15 protein-coding genes, 2 tRNA genes and 1 pseudogene are annotated in these 19,316 nt (G+C 57.7%); 12 read left to right on the top strand and 6 right to left on the bottom strand.

Going from position 1 to position 19,316, the window contains the following annotated elements:
• Window positions 1-56: 56 nt before the first annotated feature.
• From E8E75_RS24875 to E8E75_RS24830, 10 genes and pseudogenes are all read left to right on the top strand, one after another.
• Window positions 57-132 (top strand) — tRNA-Phe (locus tag E8E75_RS24875).
• 165 nt (window positions 133-297) lie between these two features.
• Window positions 298-849: a heme NO-binding domain-containing protein gene (locus E8E75_RS24870; protein ID WP_120654086.1), complete on the top strand. Its 552-nt coding sequence runs from the start codon at window positions 298-300 to the stop codon at window positions 847-849.
• A 6-nt stretch (window positions 850-855) separates the two neighbouring features.
• Window positions 856-2,856 carry an EAL domain-containing protein gene (locus E8E75_RS24865; protein WP_280359869.1) on the top strand — a complete coding sequence of 667 codons (2,001 nt, stop codon included), beginning with the start codon at window positions 856-858 and terminating at the stop codon, window positions 2,854-2,856.
• Between the two features lie 244 nt (window positions 2,857-3,100).
• Window positions 3,101-3,874 carry an ABC transporter ATP-binding protein gene (locus E8E75_RS24860; protein WP_120654084.1) on the top strand — a complete coding sequence of 258 codons (774 nt, stop codon included), beginning with the start codon at window positions 3,101-3,103 and terminating at the stop codon, window positions 3,872-3,874.
• Between the two features lie 20 nt (window positions 3,875-3,894).
• Window positions 3,895-4,647, top strand: coding sequence for an ABC transporter substrate-binding protein (locus tag E8E75_RS24855; RefSeq protein ID WP_120654083.1), 753 nt, complete (start codon window positions 3,895-3,897; stop codon window positions 4,645-4,647).
• A 48-nt stretch (window positions 4,648-4,695) separates the two neighbouring features.
• Complete coding sequence (locus E8E75_RS24850) at window positions 4,696-5,391, top strand: ABC transporter permease (RefSeq protein WP_120654082.1); 696 nt, start codon at window positions 4,696-4,698, stop codon at window positions 5,389-5,391.
• On the top strand, window positions 5,388-6,077 hold the full coding sequence (locus E8E75_RS24845) for an ABC transporter permease (RefSeq protein ID WP_120654081.1): 690 nt from the start codon (window positions 5,388-5,390) through the stop codon (window positions 6,075-6,077). The genes E8E75_RS24850 and E8E75_RS24845 overlap by 4 nt, the downstream gene beginning before the upstream one ends.
• A gap of 84 nt (window positions 6,078-6,161) precedes the next feature.
• A complete protein-coding gene (locus tag E8E75_RS24840; protein ID WP_153919426.1) occupies window positions 6,162-7,376 on the top strand; it encodes a methyltransferase in 1,215 nt (404 codons plus the stop codon).
• 295 nt (window positions 7,377-7,671) lie between these two features.
• Window positions 7,672-7,747: transfer RNA gene (locus E8E75_RS24835), tRNA-Thr, on the top strand.
• Between the two features lie 106 nt (window positions 7,748-7,853).
• A pseudogene (locus E8E75_RS24830) lies at window positions 7,854-8,027 on the top strand (site-specific integrase); the annotation flags it as partial.
• A 192-nt stretch (window positions 8,028-8,219) separates the two neighbouring features.
• Here E8E75_RS24830 and E8E75_RS24825 read toward each other — a convergent pair.
• Entirely contained in the window at window positions 8,220-8,726 is a 507-nt protein-coding gene (locus tag E8E75_RS24825; RefSeq protein ID WP_120654080.1) for a hypothetical protein, read from the bottom strand.
• 599 nt (window positions 8,727-9,325) lie between these two features.
• Between E8E75_RS24825 and E8E75_RS24820 the strand changes: the two genes are divergently transcribed.
• Window positions 9,326-10,072 (top strand): 3-deoxy-manno-octulosonate cytidylyltransferase, encoded by a 747-nt coding sequence (locus E8E75_RS24820; RefSeq protein ID WP_120654079.1) that lies wholly within the window; start codon window positions 9,326-9,328, stop codon window positions 10,070-10,072.
• Window positions 10,069-10,746, top strand: a complete 678-nt coding sequence (locus E8E75_RS24815) for an HAD family hydrolase (protein ID WP_120654078.1) — start codon at window positions 10,069-10,071, stop codon at window positions 10,744-10,746. Before E8E75_RS24820 ends, E8E75_RS24815 begins: the two co-directional genes overlap by 4 nt.
• Window positions 10,747-10,756: 10 nt before the next feature.
• On the opposite strand, the gene cysC is transcribed toward E8E75_RS24815, so the two are convergent.
• The 5 genes from cysC to E8E75_RS24790 all read right to left on the bottom strand — a co-directional run bounded on the left by cysC (window position 10,757) and on the right by E8E75_RS24790 (window position 19,316).
• Window positions 10,757-11,344: an adenylyl-sulfate kinase gene (cysC, locus tag E8E75_RS24810; protein WP_120654077.1), complete on the bottom strand. Its 588-nt coding sequence runs from the start codon at window positions 11,342-11,344 to the stop codon at window positions 10,757-10,759.
• A gap of 69 nt (window positions 11,345-11,413) precedes the next feature.
• On the bottom strand, window positions 11,414-12,742 hold the full coding sequence (locus tag E8E75_RS24805; RefSeq protein WP_162945863.1) for a hypothetical protein: 1,329 nt from the start codon (window positions 12,740-12,742) through the stop codon (window positions 11,414-11,416).
• Between the two features lie 108 nt (window positions 12,743-12,850).
• Window positions 12,851-13,867: an acyltransferase gene (locus tag E8E75_RS24800; protein ID WP_120654075.1), complete on the bottom strand. Its 1,017-nt coding sequence runs from the start codon at window positions 13,865-13,867 to the stop codon at window positions 12,851-12,853.
• 71 nt (window positions 13,868-13,938) lie between these two features.
• A complete protein-coding gene (locus E8E75_RS24795; RefSeq protein ID WP_218584163.1) occupies window positions 13,939-15,555 on the bottom strand; it encodes an aldolase catalytic domain-containing protein in 1,617 nt (538 codons plus the stop codon).
• 71 nt (window positions 15,556-15,626) lie between these two features.
• The gene (locus E8E75_RS24790; RefSeq protein ID WP_153918955.1) at window positions 15,627-19,316 is read right to left on the bottom strand and encodes a glycosyltransferase; all 3,690 of its coding nucleotides are present in this window, start codon (window positions 19,314-19,316) and stop codon (window positions 15,627-15,629) included.

The raw sequence follows: 19,316 nt of genomic DNA, 5'->3' as shown, positions 1-19,316 counted from the left end.
AATTTTCAAAAGGGTGTTGACGAGGGGCCGGCAAATCCGTTTAATAGCGCCCCGTTGCCCAGGTAGCTCAGTTGGTAGAGCAGGGGATTGAAAATCCCCGTGTCGGCGGTTCGATTCCGTCCCTGGGCACCACTAATACCATCCAAAGAGCCCCGGCCATGTGCTGGGGCTTTTTGTTTTCAGCACCCCTCAAAGCCGCCGGGCACGATATGAACGGCGCTGCTAACCTCACTGCGAAGCGCCTCGAAGCAGCCCCCAACGGGACTCGACCCGAGGGCACCTGGGGGGGGGGGCTGCATGAAGGGAATCGTCTTCAACCTGCTCGAAGAAGTGGTCACCCGGCACCAGGGCGAAGATGCCTGGGACGCCCTTTTGGATGGCAGCGGCCTGGACGGTGTATACACGGCCCTCGGCAGCTACCCCGACGAGCACATCTACCGCCTGGTGGCCGCCGCCGCCGAGGCCCTCGACATGCCCTCCTTCGAAGTGCTGCGCTGGTTCGGCCGCGAGGCCATGCCGTTATTAGCCAAACGCTACCCGGCCTATTTCGATGCCCACGACTCGACGCACTCCTTCATCCTCAGCGTCAATCAGATCATTCATCCCGAAGTTCGCATGATCTATCCCGGCGCGGACGTTCCCACTTTCGGGTTCCGCGACGACCCCGACGGCACACTGATGATGACCTACCGCTCGCCACGCCGCCTATGTGCTCTGGCCCACGGCTTCATCGAGGGTGCGGCGATGCATTTTGGAGAGTCCCTGGGCATCGACCACCTTGCCTGCATGCACCGCGGCGACAATGAATGCCGCTGCCGAATCACCTTCTACGGCAATTGCCAGGGCTGATCGAGCATGGACGGTGCATCGCGCGATCCGGAAGCCGACAAACTTCGCCGGCGCCTGCAACGCGAACACCAGGCGCGCCTGGAAGCGGAGCAGATAGCCGAGCACGGCCTGCGCGAACTCTACGAAAAACAACTGCAGCTGCAATTGCTCGAATCCATCGCCGATGCCGCCAACGGTGCCGCGACCGTAGCCGACGGACTGAGTTTCACTGTAGCCAGCGTCTGCCAGTACACCGGCTGGCAGATCGGCCACGCCTACCTGACCGACCAAGTCGAAGGCGAAGCGCGGCTGCGCTCGGCTGCAATCTGGCACTACGCCGATGAGCAGCGCTTCCACGAATTCCGCCAGGTAACCGAAACCATGGAGTTTCCTCCGGGCTTCGGCCTACCTGGCCGCGTGCTCTGCAGCGGCACCCCGGCGTGGATCGCCGATATCAGTCAGACCCCCGAATTTTGCCGCGTGGATGCCGCGGGCCAAGCCGGCCTCCGGGCCGCGGCGGCCTTCCCTGTGTTGGCGGGCAGCGAGGTCGTCGGCGTACTGGAGTTCTTCGCCAACTGCGTGCTGGAGCCCGATGAGAAGCTGCTGCACCTGATGGCACAGATCGGCGTCCAGATGGGGCGAGTGGTCGAACGCAAACGCGCCGAAGAGCAACTGGTCGACGCCTTCCATGATCCGCTGACCGGCCTGCCCAACCGCGCGCTCTTCTCTGATCGGCTATCCCGCGCGGTAGCTCGCTGCAACCGGCACCGGGAAGCAGCCTTCGCCGTCCTGTTCATCGACCTCGACCGCTTCAAATTGGTCAACGACAGCCTCGGACACCTCGCCGGCGACTTGTTGATCATCCAGGTCGCCACGCGCCTGGGTGGCTGCCTGCGACAGACCGACACCCTGGCACGCATGGGCGGCGATGAATTCACCATCCTGCTGGACTGCATCGGCAATCCCGACGCCCCGGTACGAGTCGCCGAGCGCCTTCTCGACGCCCTGGAGCCACCTTTCCTGATCAATGGCGAGCAGCTCTATATCAGCGCCAGCATCGGTATCGCGCCAAGCGACCTGGGTTACGAATCGGCCGAGGAAATCCTGCGCCACGCGGACCTCGCCATGTATCGCGCCAAGACGCTGGGCAAGCACCGCTTCGAGATGTTCGACCACAGCCTGCACGAGCTGGCGGTGGGCCGGCTGACCCTGGAAACACGCCTGCGCAACGCCCTGCAAAATGGCGAGTTCGTGCTCCATTACCAGCCCATCGTCTGCCTGGCCAGCGGGGCACTGGTCGGTGTCGAAGCACTGGTGCGCTGGCAGGTTCCAGAAGGAGACCTGGTCTACCCAGGCGAATTCATCCAGGTTGCCGAAGATACTGGACTGATTCTGCCCCTCGGATTGTGGGTGCTGCGCGAAGCCTGCCGCAGTGTGGCTCGCTGGCAACGCGAGCTGCCAACTCAGCCGCCACTGACAGTCAGCATCAACCTCTCCGCCCGGCAGTTCGCGCAACACGACCTGGTACTGCAAGTGGGCGCCATCATCAATGAAACCGGCATCCTTCCAGATTGCGTGCATTTGGAAATCACCGAGAGCGTATCCATGGCCGACTCCGAGCGGACCATCATCGTGCTCCAGCAACTACACGACCTCGGCGTACGCATCAGCATCGACGACTTCGGCACGGGCTACTCCTCCCTGAGCTACCTGCATCGCTTCCGGCTGGACGTCCTGAAGATCGACCGCTCGTTCATGATCCAGCTAGACCAGTGCCCGGAAGGCCTGCAAATCGTGCAAACCATCCTCAGCCTGGCCCGCAACCTGGGACTGGAAGTCGTTGCAGAAGGAGTCGAGACCCAACGGCACCTGACGATTCTCAAATCCCTGGGCTGTGATTTCGGCCAGGGCTACTACTTCGCCAAGCCCCTACCCGAGCCCGCCCTCATCGCGCTGCTTCAGGACAGACCGCAGCCCCTTGGGCAAACAGGGACCGATCCCGGCGCTTTCGTCACGCCAATCCAATAACTGATTGATCCAAAAGGAAAAAGGCAGAAAGCTTGCACCAAGGTGCAATTTCCGGGCATTTCAGCCTGCAGCCGAGGCTTTTTTGCTACCGCGACAAGCAACTGCAGCGATGCGACAAACACGCCCATAGAGCCATCCAAGGGGCCTTCGTCGGCTTTCGCGTGGCAAAGCGCTATGCTAGCTTGCCCTCGCCAGGAAGGCCGCCCCACCGCCAGAGTGCCCACGAAAAACAAGAGGACCCCCCATGGCCCAAGCCACGCCAGCGCTTGAAATCCGCAACCTGCACAAACGCTACGGCGATCTCGAAGTGCTCAAGGGCATATCCCTCACCGCCAATGACGGTGATGTGATCTCCATCCTCGGCTCCTCCGGCTCCGGCAAGTCCACCTTCCTGCGCTGCATCAACCTCCTGGAAAACCCTCACCAGGGCCAGATCCTCGTAGCTGGCGAAGAGCTCAAGCTCAAGCAGAGCCGCACAGGCGAATTGGTCGCCGCCGACAACAAGCAGATCAATCGCATGCGCAGCGAGATCGGCTTCGTCTTCCAGAATTTCAACCTCTGGCCGCACATGACGGTGCTCGACAACATCATCGAAGCACCGCGCCGCGTGCTTGGCCAGAGCAAGGCCGAGGCCACCGAAATCGCCGAAGCCCTGCTGGCCAAGGTCGGTATCGCCGACAAGCGCCATGTCTATCCGACCCAGCTTTCCGGCGGCCAGCAGCAGCGTGCGGCCATCGCCCGCACCCTGGCCATGCAACCGAAGGTCATCCTGTTCGATGAACCCACCTCGGCGCTGGACCCGGAAATGGTACAAGAAGTGCTTAACGTGATCCGCGCGCTGGCCGAGGAAGGCCGGACCATGCTGCTGGTCACCCATGAAATGAACTTCGCCCGGAACGTCTCCAGCGAAGTGGTTTTTCTTCACCAGGGACTGGTAGAAGAGCAGGGTCCGCCAGAGAAGGTATTTGACAACCCGCAATCGGCGCGCTGTAAACAATTCATGTCCAGCAATCGCTAAAACACGGAGCAAAGAGCGTAATGAAGAACTACAAGAAGATTCTGCTGGCCGCGGCCGCTACCCTCGCCTTCGGCACCAGCGCCGTCGCCGCCGACAAGCTCAAGATCGGCACCGAAGGCGCCTATCCTCCCTTCAACCTGATCGATGCCAGCGGCCAGGCCGGCGGCTTCGACGTCGAGATCGCCCAGGCTCTCTGCGCCAAGATGAAGGCCGAGTGCGAAGTGGTCACCTCCGACTGGGACGGCATCATCCCCGCCCTGAACGCCAAGAAATTCGACTTCCTCGCCGCCTCCATGTCCATCACTGAAGAGCGCAAGCAGGCCGTCGACTTCACCGACCCCTATTACACCAACAAGCTGCAGTTCATTGCCCCGAAAGGCACTGACTTCAAGACTGACAAGGCAAGCCTGAAAGGCAAGGTGATCGGCGCCCAGCGCGCGACCATCGCCGGCACCTGGCTGGAAGACAACATGAAGGACGTTGTCGACATCAAGCTGTACGACACCCAGGAAAACGCCTACCTCGACCTGTCCTCCGGTCGCGTCGACGGCGTGTTGGCCGACAAGTTCGTGAACTGGGAATGGCTCAAGAGCGACGCGGGCAAGGACTTCGAGTTCAAGGGCGACCCGGTATTCGACAACGACAAGATCGCCATTGCCGTGCGCAAGGGTGACCCGCTGCGCGAGAAGCTGAACGCCGCGCTGAAGGAAATCGTTGCCGACGGCACCTACAAGAAGATCAACGACAAGTACTTCCCCTTCAGCATCTACTGACCTGCCCGTCCGGTGCCGCCCTCGCGCGGCACCGGCGCTTGAGCTCTCATGACCCTCGACCTTTACGGATTCGGCCCAGCCCTGGCCGCGGGCACCCTCATGACCATCAAGTTGGCGCTTTCCGCGCTGGCGGTGGGACTGGTGCTCGGCCTGCTCGGTGCATTGGCCAGGACTTCCTCCATCAAGCCACTGCAGTGGCTGGGTGGCACCTATTCCACCATCGTGCGCGGGGTCCCCGAGCTGCTCTGGGTCCTGCTGATCTACTTCGGCACGGTCAACCTGATGCGCACCCTTGGCGAATGGCTGGGCCTTCCAGAACTGGAACTCAACGCCTTCGCCGCCGGCACCATTGCCCTGGGCCTGTGCTTCGGCTCCTACGCCACCGAAGTCTTCCGCGGCGCCATCCTGGCCATACCGAAAGGACACAGAGAAGCCGGCATGGCCCTCGGACTGTCCAAGGCGCGCATCCTCTGGCGGGTCATCCTGCCGCAGATGTGGCGCATCGCTCTGCCGGGTCTGGGCAACCTGTTCATGATCCTGATGAAAGACACCGCACTGGTCTCCGTGATCGGCCTCGAGGAAATCATGCGTCGTTCGCAGATCGCCGTGACCGCCAGCAAGCAGCCGTTCACCTTCTACATGGTGGCCGCCTTCATCTACCTGGGCCTGACCATACTTGCGATGATCGGCATGCATTGGCTTGAGAAGCGCGCAGGCCGTGGCTTCAAGCGGAGCGCAGCATGAACTGGGAAGTCATCCTCAAATACCTGCCGCAACTGGCCCAAGGCGCAGTCCTGACCCTGGAGCTGGTGACCATTGCGGTGGTCGCCGGCCTGATCCTCGCGCTGCCAATGGGCATCGCCCGCGCATCGCGCCACTGGTACGTTCGCGCCCTGCCCTACGGCTACATTTTCTTCTTCCGTGGCACGCCGCTGCTGGTGCAACTCTTCCTGGTCTACTACGGCCTGGCGCAGTTTGAATCGGTGCGCAAAGGCCCGCTCTGGCCCTACCTGCGCGACCCGTTCTGGTGCGCCGTGATCACCATGACCATGCACACGGCGGCCTACATCGCCGAAATCCTGCGTGGTGCCATCCAGGCCGTTCCGCCAGGCGAGATCGAGGCAGCACGGGCGCTCGGCATGTCACGCTTCCAGGCACTGGTCTACATCATCCTGCCGCGCGCCGCGCGCATCGGCCTGCCCGCCTACAGCAACGAAGTGATCCTGATGATCAAGGCCAGCGCCCTGGCCAGTACCGTCACCTTGCTGGAACTCACCGGCATGGCGCGGACGATCATCGCCCGCACCTACCTGCCGGTGGAGATATTCTTTGCCGCCGGCCTCTTCTACCTGCTGATCGCCTACGTGTTGGTTCGGGCCTTCCGCCTGCTCGAGCACAAACTGCGGGTGGATGCCCTCCAGGGCCGCTGAGCCTCGACCGCTCCTCGTCCCCGGATGAGGAGCGGCCTTGGCGGCGCTATAATCGCCGCCCCTGACGCCAATCGCTTCGCCAGCATGACCAGCCCCGCGCCCCTCCAAGGCCCGCACCTGCGGGAACGCTTCACCGCCCTCGATGAATTCCTCTGCGCGCATCAGTCGATCTGGCGACCGGCCCCCTTCACCGAACTGACGCTGCCTTGGGAGAGCGAGCATCCTGAGCTGGCCGTATGGCTCCGCGAACGCTCCCTGGCCGATGCCGACGCCATCCACAATCGCCCTGAAGAATTGCAGGCGCCGGCCCCTTATCCACAGCTTGCAGCTCGCTCCGCCGAACTTTGCCGCATTGGCGAACTGCCCGCGGTATGGACAGAAACGCTACCCAATGCCTTCACGGTGGACGTGCCAGGACGCAAATGGCAGCAGATCAATGCCTTCGCCAGCCGACTGGGTTTTCGCCAGTCCTCAGAGCATTGGCTGGACTGGTGCGCCGGCAAGGGGCACCTGGGGCGGCGCCTGGCCCATGACGGCACACCACTGACCTGCATCGAACTCGACCCGCGGCTGGTAGCTGGTGGCCAGCAACTCAGCCAGCGTCTTGGTCTCGCCGCCCAGCACCGCGAGCAAGATGCCCTGGCCGACAACGCCATACGCCACGTTGCGGCCGAGCACACCGCGGTTGCGCTGCACGCCTGTGGCGATCTGCATGTGCGCCTGCTGCAACTGGCCAGCGAGGCCGGTTGCCGCCAACTGGCCGTCGCCCCCTGCTGCTACAACCGCATCCGGACGCCGAGCTATGAGCCGCTTTCCGCAGCAGCCAAGGCGTCCACACTGCATCTCAGCCGAGCCGACCTGCGCCTGCCGATGAGCGAAACCGTCACCGCCGGCGCTCGCGACCGCCGCCAGCGCGACAACTCCATGGCACGAAGGCTGGCGTTCGACCTGCTGCAACGGAAATTGACTGGCGAAGACAGCTACCTAACCGTTCCCTCTCTCGCCACCAACTGGCTGGACAAGCCATTCTCCGCGTACTGCGTGGGCCTCTGCGAGCTAAAGGCACTCCCTCAGCCAGCAGAATGCGACTGGAAGGCACTGGAAATCACCGGCTGGCAACGATTAGCCGTGGTGCGCAACCTGGAACTCCCCCGCAGCCTGTTCCGTCGGCCCCTGGAACTCTGGCTGCTACTGGACCGAGCCTTGTATCTCGAGGAGCAGGGCTACCAGGTGAGGCTCGGCAGCTTCTGCCCTACTCAGCTCACCCCACGGAACATCCTGATTCTGGCCGAACGCTGAGCCTTACCCACAGAACCTGTGGATAACTTTGTTGATGAAATCTGGGCAACCCGCCGAAACGCCTCCGTCTACGCGAACGACGCGGACTGATCACTTTTTAATCGCAAACCAAAAGTCGAATAGAAACAACAACCTGCCGAATTCCGAGACACAGCGCACAAATTTCCAGAACCACCGCACCCAAAAGCATCACCATTGTGCATAAGCCGATCGCCGCTGATGCACAAAACCTCTCCAACCTGCTTCGCAGAGGTTTACTCGCCCCGCCCAATCGCTATAATGGCGGCCCCTTCTAGCCGGTATAGCTCAGCTGGTAGAGCAACTGACTTGTAATCAGTAGGTCCCGGGTTCGATTCCTGGTGCCGGCACCATACACATCAAGGGTTTGGAACGACTCTTCGTTTTTGACCCCGTAATCAGATGTTCCCGAGGTACGCAATCGGTACAGTCCTGTGCCGAGCCACCCTCGGAGAACATATGGCAACCTTCGTAAAGTCCCCCTCAGGCACCTGGAAAGCGGTTATCCGAAAAACCGGCCGGCCGACCACCTCCAAGACCTTCCGCACCAAACGCGACGCTCAGGATTGTGCCCGACGCACCGAAGATGAAATGGTGCGCGGTGCCTACATCGAACGAGGCAGCTCGAAAAAAGCTCTAGCGTTGGCGACCAGTCACGGATGCCACTCCCAGGCGACCGCAGCCGAAACCGGCATTCTCCTGTGAGAATTAGACTCAAACATACAGGCATCATTTCTTTTGGCTTAATCAACCTATGAAGCATTGGGGCAGATCCGGTCGTCATTATCCCCCGCCCAGCCCCCATGCTCCGAATTGCGGAATATATTAGCTGCTGCTCTTTGCAACCTCAGAATCTCGTGCAACCTCTCCCGAGATGGTAATGAGGCAATTATTGGACTTGCAGGAGCCACTCAGTTTCAAGCCACGACCAAGACTCTTGAGGCGGAAAACCTCTCCCTTCAGAGCCGCGTCCACTTCGGCGCCATCGGCACCCGACATGCCCGCCAGCGCGCGCCGCGCGAGCTCCTGACCGGCTTGGGCCTGGCTAGCAGACTCCCCTTCAGCCTTGTGCCAGGAAATATTGGTGCGACCGCAGCTGAACTCCAGCGTCATGCCAACGGTGTCACGAGAAAACTTGTAGCGACTGATGGCGCAAGCCTCTCCCTGCTTGACGATACGCTTCACCACAGGGGCTCCCACCGCGGATACCACGGCGGCTTCGGTCAGAGAAGGCGCGGCAGTGCCGACCTTGTCCGACTTGGACTCATCGCCACACCCTTGCAAACTCAACATGGCGCTTGCAACAAGCACCGCCATTAGTTCTTTTTTCATACCCTTCCTCTGATAGTTGGACCAATAGCAGGCAGATCGTCCTGCCAAGAAATCTGAAAAAAACACGCGCAAATGGGAAGTCCCCACTCGTCAAATATAAACCCGAACACTGCCAGCGGACTCGAAAGCCCCGCTCGCGACTCCGGATGCTGGGGATCTCCCCCTTAAAGAACAAAAGGACACCGCACTCAACTTTCGTGCACGGAATACTCCCAGAGAACCTTTTGATGCCGCGGGGCCCCGTCCATACCGACGACATTTGATGGCGCTAACAAGCCCCTCGCTGTAGTAGTGCGAGCAGCCATGCGCCTCAAATATGGCCGCCCATTAAAGCACAATCGCACTATCCGAATAAACCAAGCATCATCAATGAGCAGCGGCAGACAAGATACATACAGGAACATCGAAAAGCGCCCGCACTAAGCAAGTCGCCAGTCCAAAATAACTCGCCATCCGACGAAAGGATCGGCAGGACATCTCCCCTGTTTTAACGGTGGACCAGAACATACACTGGGCATTGCGCCGCCCCTCGGGTGCGGTAGCCACGCGGACTGGGGGAGGTGTAACATGCTCCGCTTGCTGCGACGGAGAGCTTCAACTTGAAGAAAGAGCACAATTTCAGCGTTATCATTCCGGCACGATATGAGTCCAGCCGACTTCCCGGAAAGCCACTCGTAGAGATATGCGGCATTCCGATGATCATAAGAACCTATGATCAATGTGCAAAGGCCTGCCCTCCGGAAAAGATCTTCGTCGCAACTGACGACGATAGAATCAAGACCGTCTGCGAAGCACATGGCATCCAGGTCCTGATGACCTCGAAAGATTGCCTCACCGGCACGGACCGGGTCGCCGAATGCGCAAGATTGATTGACTCTGAAGTGTTCATCAATGTCCAGGGGGACGAACCCCTGTTCAATCCGCAGGACCTCAGATCGATTATCGAAAAGATCAGTGATTTCCCGGGTGATGTCCTCAACGGCTTCTGCCCCATACTGGAGGAAGAGCACTTCCGCAGTACCAGTACACCGAAAGTTGTAATGCGTCCTGATGGGCGACTGCTCTATATGTCCCGCGCGACAATTCCCGGAACGAAAGACGACAGGTTCATTACTGGCCATCGCCAGGTTTGCGTTTATGCCTTCCCCCGCAAAGCACTCGAGGCTTTCAGCTCGCAAACGAAAAAGACTCCACTGGAAAGCATAGAGGACATCGAAATCCTTCGCTTCCTGGAACTTGGCTGGGAAGTAAGGATGATCGAACTGTCCACCAGTTCAATCGCCGTGGACAATCCCGAGGACGTGTTGCGCGCCGAAGCTGCAATTCAGGAAGGCAAGCTCCCATGAATGCCACTCTGAGCAAGTACGAGTGCCTGGTCTTCGACTGCGACGGGGTTATATTGGACTCCAATCGGATAAAAACCGATGCCTTCTACCGAGCGGCGCTGGACTATGGAAAGGACCCAGCCACCAAGCTTGTGGAATTCCACGTCGCAAATGGTGGTATTTCTCGCTATAAAAAATTCGAGCATTTCTTCCGCGACATCCTGAACAGGACATCGTGGGACAGCGAACTCGAGGTAGTCCTTGAAAACTACGCAAACTTTGTCCGCGATGGACTCCTGACCTGCGCCATCGCGCCCGGCCTCGAAAAGCTGCGCGAGATCACTGCCGACAGCCGCTGGCTGATTGTTTCGGGCGGCGATCAGGCAGAGCTGGGGGACGTATTCATGGCCCGCGGTCTGACGGAATACTTCGACGGCGGCATCTTTGGCAGCCCAACGCCAAAGGACGTCATACTGGAAAGAGAAATCGAGCGGCAAAACATTCAGAAGCCAGCGTTGTTCATTGGCGACAGCCGCTTCGATCATCAGTGCGCCGCGGCGGCTGGGCTGGACTTCGTGTTCCTGAGCGCGTGGAGCGAATTCAAAGAGTGGTCGGCATATTTCAGCGACAAAAAAATTGTCATTCAGGACAGTATCGAGTCGCTTCTCAACACGCAAATTGCCGGCCAGGCATAGAAACCTCGAATCAGGAACTCTTGATAAGTCCGTAAAGCTGCTCGACTGCATCATCAATATGCGCTTCAAGTGTATTGATGATCAGATCGGGCATAGGAGGAGACTCGTAGGGCGAAGATATCCCGGTGAACTCGGCGAGCTCTCCCGCCCTTGCTTTTCCATAGAGCCCTTTCGGATCCCTGGCCTCGCAGGCCTCGAGTGGAGTGCTGACATACACTTCCTTGAAGCACTCCGCACCAATGACCTCTTTTGCCATGAGCCGATCGGCACGCAATGGCGAGATCAACGCAACGACCACTATCAGTCCCGCCTCGTTCATCAACCGGGCAACTTCAGCCACCCTTCTGATATTTTCCGAGCGGTCCTGAATGGAGAACCCCAAATTCCTGTTCAGGCCGTGGCGGACATTATCCCCGTCCAGGGTGAAGCAGGCCCTTCCGGCCGAAAGCAATCGACGCTCCAGAGCGAATGCCAGTGTCGACTTGCCGGATGCGCTCAAGCCGGTCAACCAGATCGTGACGCCGGCCTGCTGCAGTAATCCTTCTCGCTCTTGGCGGGTCACATTACCCTGATGCCACACGATACCTTTCTGAATCATACCTGCCCCTCAGGTTTGTCCATGCATGAGACATGGCAGCAACCCACAGGGACGATGCCTTGGATTACTTTACCCACAGTGTCTCACCCTTTCGACGATGAACTCGCACAGATCCTCCATATCAATCCGGCAAGGAACATCCTGGTCGATTGCAATGAGGTAATTCTCGAATAGAGAGCCAATGTACGCATGCCCGTTGGTAACGCGCTCCGGGAAATTGTCACGACAAAGCGCAGCCCGCAGCATGGCGGGCACTTCCTGCATCGTTTGACACTCATAGGCAACACCTCTCTGGCTCAATTCGGTGAAGCCCAGCGTGACCAGCGGCTTGTCGCTGGCCAATACCCTGGCCAAGGCGGTAGTCGAAAGAGAAACGCAAACGTCCGCATTCTCTATCAGGAAATTGATGTTTACATCTTTGGCAAGATGGACGTTCCCTGTGACAAGGTCAGCGTAATTTCCACGATCGGATGGATGAGGCTTGAAAAGCAGAATGTCATTGGGGGCGACCACGTTCATCGCATCTATGACTGACTTCAATCCCGCACGTGTCGATGAGAAAGGATTGTCACTTTCTTGCCAACTTCCAAAAGAGGAGAGAAGACTGCCAGTCCCAAGATCATTGACCCCGATAAAGAGAATCACTTTTTTCTTCGTACTTTCCAGCATTTCGCGGAATTCTGACAGCGCAGCAACGTTATACGATGCGTAAGGTAGCGCTGTGTTTGACTTAACCCACTCCAAATAGTGGCGATATGCTCCGCCTTGCCCTTGCGACTTACCGAACAATACCCGTTGAGGCTGTAGCCCAAAGCCGCCGAAAGCAAACTGGCCAACCGTATCCAGCATCAGGGTTCCGGAGAAGTGCCCCCTTTCGAGTACGAGCACCGGGATGGATAACTCGCCACACAGTTTCAAATGCAACTGGCTCAGTGGCGCGGTGCTTCCCCAAACCAACATTAGCGCCGGACGGTTTTCCCTCAGCACTTCAAGCCAATAGTGATAACCATCGCTGATCGCCTCGCTATGCCGCTGCAGATCAGGCAACGGCCTGCCGGAAGACATGAGCCAGAACCGTTCGTAGCTCAGTATCCCTGAAAGCCATTGAGCCACATTGTCCGGGACAGGTGAGTCATAGCGCCGTGGAGAGCTGACGAAGAACCCTGAGCGAATGATATCCAGGCGCAAGGAACTCACAAGAACGGGGGCATCTGTAACAAAGGTCAGCCGAATTCCTTTATTCGCGAGACTCCGCTCCAGTTGAACAAGCGCACCATGGACAGACTCAGTCGATTTCAACCAGCAGGATATGAAGACACGTGAATGCTTGTCCTTCCACTGACGCGCTCGCCAGCGCTGAAAGAAGCTCCTGCGCAACCGGCCGGACAGGCTCCTCATCAAAGAGGAAGCCTTGCGCAGGACCCTCATTAAAACGCTAGTCATGCAGCTCGAATCTGTAACACGAATATGGCGCCTTGAGGATCACGTTGAGTATTTGCCTGCACTTCAGCCCTTGCCCCGCTTGAGCATAGGCTTCTCGACGAGCAACCAGGACGCAATCGCGAGGACAAGAGTGAATAACGCCGAAAGCGCCATTTCGGAATAAAGTCCGTAACTGAAATTATTGATAACCAGTTGCTGCACAGGGAAGGCGTAAATATAAACCCCGTACGAAACATCGAACCGTCCGGCAATCAGGCTTTCAGAGAAGGAGGTACAAAATGCGATCACAATGACGCAGATCGCCATATTGCCAAGCACCATCATTTCCGGCCGGCCCTTGAAAACAAAGAGAACAGCCATAGAGGCGACTATCAGATATATCCTACTGGTCTTTGCCATCCAAATAGACTCGGTGAGCGCAAGCACACCACCCAGCGAAAAGACCATGAGGAACATCATGAGTCGCTCGAGGGAAATCGCATAGAACGTATAATTTATGGAGTTTTCCCGAACAACCAGCATACCTACGAAGCTGACCACAAGAAGAGCGAGAGGTGCCTTTACAGTTCTGGAGAAAACCAGTACGACACCAACAATCAGGTAGCACAGAAACTCGATTGGCAAAGTCCAGAGACTGCCATTTATCGTACCGCTATAGATAAAATCAGAAAAAATTCCCGCATACCTTATGCCCAGCAGCATGGACGCCGAAAGGAAGGTCTTCCAGGTCCTTTCTTCGCTGAGATAGTCGAAATAGCCCAGCTCCACATAAAAAGGTATGACAACGAATACGACTACCGCAGAGCAGGCAATCAAGCCAGGAAATATCCTCCTCGCCCGCTTCTCCAGATAATCATAGAAGTTGGCCGAGCGGACGAAGCTCTTGGTGACCAGATAGCCAGATATCGAAAAGAAAATTACAACTGCCAGTCCACCCAGCGAATGCATACCCAAAAAAGAAGGCTCTGTCATTCCCGATAATGCAAAATGATGGCTGAACAACACCATGAACGCCGCAAAATGCCGGACTAGATCAAAGCAGTTCCTGTGGGTTGGCGAGCTGCCGTTCGAAGTTATCATTATTTCAAGTAGGCTCTGAGATAAAAAGGCCCGAGGGCAGTAGCCCCCGAGCCGACCACATAGTGTATTAACTAGATCCGCGGCGCGTACGGAGACGTCTCTGGCAGCGAAAGAGAAGTTGGCGTAATAGCTACCAGCGGTATGGAGTCCTGATAATCCCGGTAGCACTTCAACGCCATTTCCATCTGGCTATGACGGGGATCGCCCAACTCGTAGCCATCGAATCCGGCCAGCAAGACTCTATTGGCACCAGCCAAACTGCATATCCCGAGACCATAAATGGCCGACAGGGCCGCAGGAAGAACGGCAGTCAATTCACCTACTTCGAAATGGCCCTTCTGAACGACCATGCCATAGTCGAGGATATTCCAGTGTTTCCACACGGAAAGCTCTTCCTCGTCGATCAAGCCGACCGGCACGACCAGGGTTCCCTGGTTGTTCGCGTAAAAGTCCCGGTCCAGCAGCAGGCGCTGCCGGTTACAGGCGACCCACGCGTCGACCTTGTCGACAGGGAACCAATCATTGCTGTTGATGCAGATGACGTACGGCTTCTTGGTGCTTATGTAATGCAGCAGCCCCTCAAGGTGCTGTTTTACCCCCGAGCCCGGGCCGATCATGAGGACATCCCGCCCTTGAAGCCATCCTTTCGGGCTCCAGGTACCCAGCACGGAATCCCTTTGCTCTTGCGTAGCGTCCAGCAATCTATCCTGGGAGAAGCCCGTAGCGCCCGACTCGCCCAGCCGGCGCAATGCGGTGATGATTGCCGAGGGCTTGTATCTGTCGTCGCTCAGCATCTCCTGAACATAGGTCGGGTGCACCCCGTACATTGCCGACAGGTGGTAGTAGAGGTTGGGCCCCCAGCCGTACTTCTTCTGCAGTGGCTGGAATTCCTCGACTACCAGGTTGAGCAAGCTGCTGAGGTCGACGTCATGACCTCCATTTTCGGCAAGGGCCAGCAAGAGATTCTCTATCCGGGCGTTACCCGCGCCACGCCCCATCCCCAGCACCGTCGCATCGATCCAGGTCACCCCCAGCTCGATGGCGGCCATGCAGTTGCTCAACGCACACCCCATATTGTCGTGAGCGTGGAAGCCAAGCTCCCTGTCCCACCCATCGCGCAGGGCGGCAACTATGAATGCAACGTCCTTCGCCGACATGTTCCCCATGGAATCGGCGAAATAAAGCACATCGACGGGCCACTCGGAGAGCAGCCTGGCCTTGCTGCTCAGTTCCTCTGCAGAGCGACCATTCGACTGCATGAAGTTGAAGCCGACTCGATACCCCAGCGAATGCAGAGCCAGAACAATTTCAGCGCAATTATCTATCTCTGAAAAATGAGCAGCGATTCGCACCAGCTCGACAGGAGAGTCTTCAGCTTTCGCAAAAAATCGCTCTACTGCACCCGGGCCACCTTTCAAGAGGTCCTTGGCGTTGCACATCACACCGACGCGCACTCCTTCAGGAACGCCAATGTGCCTGATCCATTCATCGACCGTGAATGCGTACGGCCCGGCGAATGAATCCGCAGACTCGGTCCTCAGACCAAGCTCCACGTAGTCGATTCCCGCTCGCTTCATGACCTCCAGATAGCGACGAACCAGGCCGGTCGGGTAATCCCAGTTGTTGTAATAGCCGCCATCGCGGAGTGTGCAATCCAGCACCGTTAACTTTTTACGATCGGGAATCACCAAGTTTCCTCCTTTGGTGGCCGGAGATCAAATAACACGACCAAGAATACTCAACATCAAAAATAGTTCTTTCAAACTAGCTTTCTGTAGCTGGCGAACGGGTCCGCACTCACAAATTTCTTGATCTCGGGGAAATAGTCCGGGAATTTATCCGAGATTATCTTGCGAGCTGCCACTTTCCGCGCATTGGCGGTGTCTGCGAAACTCACCCCACCTACATGGCCGACATACACATCCGTTGCGCAGACGTTCTTGAAGCCGAGACTGCGGGCGCGCAGACAAAAGTCCACTTCCTCGCTGTAGCCCCGCCCAAAGAGAATTTCGTCGAAGAAACCCAGTTCCCGTAACGCGGTGCGCTTCACGTACATGCAGAAGCCGTGGCCCACTGGCACGTCGATCGTATCGCCGCCGGCAGAAGCCAGTACCTCATTCACCCTCGCGACTTCCTCGAGACCGCCATGGAGCTCTGCGCCTCGCGGGAAGTCTGCAAGGCTGAAAATGGACGCATTGTTCGAGAACGGCGTAACGGTGGCAACCTCGTCCGACGAATACGCATGGCGCTGCAGCCTGCTTACCCACCCTGGGGTAACGAGCGTATCGCTATTGAGCAGAATGACATCCCTATCCTGCGAGTAGGCCATCCCCCTGTTGGCTGTAGCGGGATATCCCACATTGACGGGATTGAAAAGCACGACTACGCCTTCCGTCGAACGATAGCCCTCCAGCAGCGCCTTGACGTCGTCATAGGGGCTGGCGTCGAAGATCACGACGATCCGGTAATCATCCTGCCCCCTAGCCAGGAGCACGCTATCTATGCATGTCTTAGTGATGGCGGCGTCGCCGTACACCGGAATGACCACATCCACACCACGGGAGGGCTTCACGCCGGCCGTACTGTAGTCTTCCTTGTAGAAGATGGGATTGGCAGGATTGAAGAGTCGGCGAAGCAAGTTCCGCCCCTGAAGTCGCTCATCAACTTTACCCACGACCAGGTTCGATGCTATCCGGCCACTGATGAATTCACTCAGATCTCTTATGTCGAGTCTCGCAGGAGTGGTTTCATCGATACCAACCAACTGCTCTTCAAATATATATTTAATAAACGCAAAGCCCTTACGGCTACGCTCTTCGAGCCCTTCCCCATGCAACGCAGCCCTGAGCTGTACAGGAATATCGGTCAGACTCGAGCACTCATAGGCAGCACCTTTCATGCTGATATCGGATATCCCGACATTCAATGTCGCCTTGGCTTCGAGCATGCACCGGGCCAGTGCCGTAGTGGACAGGGAAACGCAAACATCAGCCGCCACGATCAGCGAGTTGATGTTATGGGAGTCCACCAGGACATCGCTTTCCGAAAGCAGAGCTGAATAGTTCGTCTTGTCGGACGGATGCGGCTTCAACATGAGCACCGCTTTTGGATCGATAGCGCGCAGCGCATCCCTGACCGCGTGGAACGCCTGCAAGGAGGAACTGAACAAACTCGAGTGCTCCTCCACTCCCACCCGTCCCGCATAAGCCGTGCCCGATCCCAGGTCGTTGACGCCAATGAACAGGACAATTTTCCGGTGCTCGGCACGGAAGGTCGACAGTAGTTCCTCTACGTTCTCCTTGGAGTTCTTGCTCGAATAGGGCGACTCCTGATTCTTGCGCACCCACTCAGCATAGTGACGAATGTCACTCTCCGAACAGTTCACATTGGCGAGCAGGGCGGAGTGAGGCCTGAGATTGATTCCGCCTCGCCCGAACTGAGCAAGCAGGTCAATCGAAATAGTTCCAGGGAAATGCCCGCGCTCAATAATCAGCGAAGGAACGGAAAGATCCTGGCAGAGTCTGTAGTGGAGCTTGCTCAGCGGCGCAGTACTGCCCCAGATAAGCATCATCCGCGGCTTGAACTCTTCAAAAAGTACTTTCCAGAAGGCGTAAGCGGATCTGACTCGCGCTTCAATGCCGACGTCTCCTCCCGCGCCTCCCGACGTCATCATTACCTCTTCCCAACACCTCGTCATCTCCACAATTTCTGTCAACCAATCGGGGAAACTGACGTTGCAGGAAGACAACTTGGGGTACAGGTTGGAAATCAGGAAGTCCGTCGAGAGCGCCTCGACCCCGGGCTCCGAAAGCAAGGTCGCAGCATTGGTGACGAAGGTCGTCCTCACGCCATCGGCCAGTAACCTTTCGGAGAGCTCCAATAGCCCGTCGTGTATCGACTCCTTGTTCTTCAGCCAGCACGACACGAAGACTCGATATCGACCATCACCCCGGGAGCTGGACAAGACGGGAGTAGCCTGGCGGCCCGCTCCATACTTTATGTAGTGAACCAGGGGGTTCACGCCGGCTCGTGCGACATCCGGATAGCGCCAGAGGTACTTCCGGGTGGAAAAACTCTCGCTAGGGTCCAGCCCCAGATGCGCACCGAATCGGAGATAGTGGAGTACCGCATCATAATTTTCGAACTGGGTCTGGTCGCACTGGGTTCGATAGAACTCCTGGTCAACCATGGCGCTCGACAAAAGCCTATCGTAGTCCTGCCCCAGGTTCATTTCTTGAATGATGGTGTTCTTCAAGCTGCTCGTATACGGAACATCGCCAGACTGCGGTATCTCTACCCCATGGGCCCGGGCCGAGCGATCGAGCGCGTGAAGCAGCGCGACCTTCTTCCCTGATAGCAATGGCAGCAGGCTTACCGCGCCAGCGACTTCCAGATCCGAAGCCTCGGACACGCCCTCGAGTAGCTCCGCTAGCGCCTCCAGCAAGCCGATTCGCGCCCAGAACATATGGTTCGCAAAATAACTCCAGTCACCCGCCAGGCTGGAAGAGCATCGATCCAGAATCGGATGAATAGCCGCAGGATCGAAGCCCCTTGCGGCGGCCACGGGGCGATGGAACAGCGCAGAGCCAATGAGCCAGACATCGGGGTTTTGCGCGAAGGCGTCCACGACGTTTGAAAGCACTGCCTCGGAACCGATCAGCCCCTGGAAGCTGAGGGCGATCAGCCGTTCCTGGTGCAAGCGACTGAGGCCCTGATCCTGCCAGGTGCGAAGCTGCTGAGTACTCATGCAGCAGAAGAACTCCATCCGGTCCGCCTTCAGCAGCGGCAGCAGCAAGCTCCACCACTTCCGCCCTTGCGCCAGCTCGGACACCTTGATATCCGTGGATATCCTCTTCGCGCCCTCGACGACTGCCGCGTACTGGGTACTGTCGGCGGAAAGATGGACGCGGTATTGCCCGGTCTGATCGACGAGGAACGGCATCGCCAAGGCCAGGTCATCCGCATTGGCGACATGGATATAAATGGCCATGTTCTTGCCAGCGACCGGAAGAGCCTGGACGCCGCCTGACAGCTCATTTCGCTTGGCGACGGGTGGTAGCGCCGCAACAGCAGCGCTGTCCACATGAAAACGTCGCTGAGCGGCGGGTTTATGGGCGGCCAACTCTTCCGCGTTAGGCGCTTTTCGCCCGGTGAATTCGCCAGATGGGTATCGCCCTTCTTTTATCCCATACTTTGCATAGTGATAAAGCGGGTTCACTCCGGTGCGCACCACATCCGGATACTTTGCCAAATACCAGTTCGTGTCGAAATAGTGGTTCGGCCTACGCCCTTCCTTCCAACCTATGTAGTAATAATGGGAGAGGGGATCAAGGTCACTTTCAACGACATCAGTGTATGTCGATACATAGAAATGCTGATCAAACAGACCGCTTTTCTCTATTCGTTTCTTACGTATATATTCGCGCATTTGGCCCACACCGTAGCTCAT

The sequence above is a fragment of the Pseudomonas sp. BN606 genome (genome assembly GCF_029873115.1).
GTDB lineage: Bacteria > Pseudomonadota > Gammaproteobacteria > Pseudomonadales > Pseudomonadaceae > Metapseudomonas.
The sequence above is the reverse complement of the archived record's forward strand: the minus strand, read 5'-3'. Positions and strand labels throughout refer to the sequence as shown.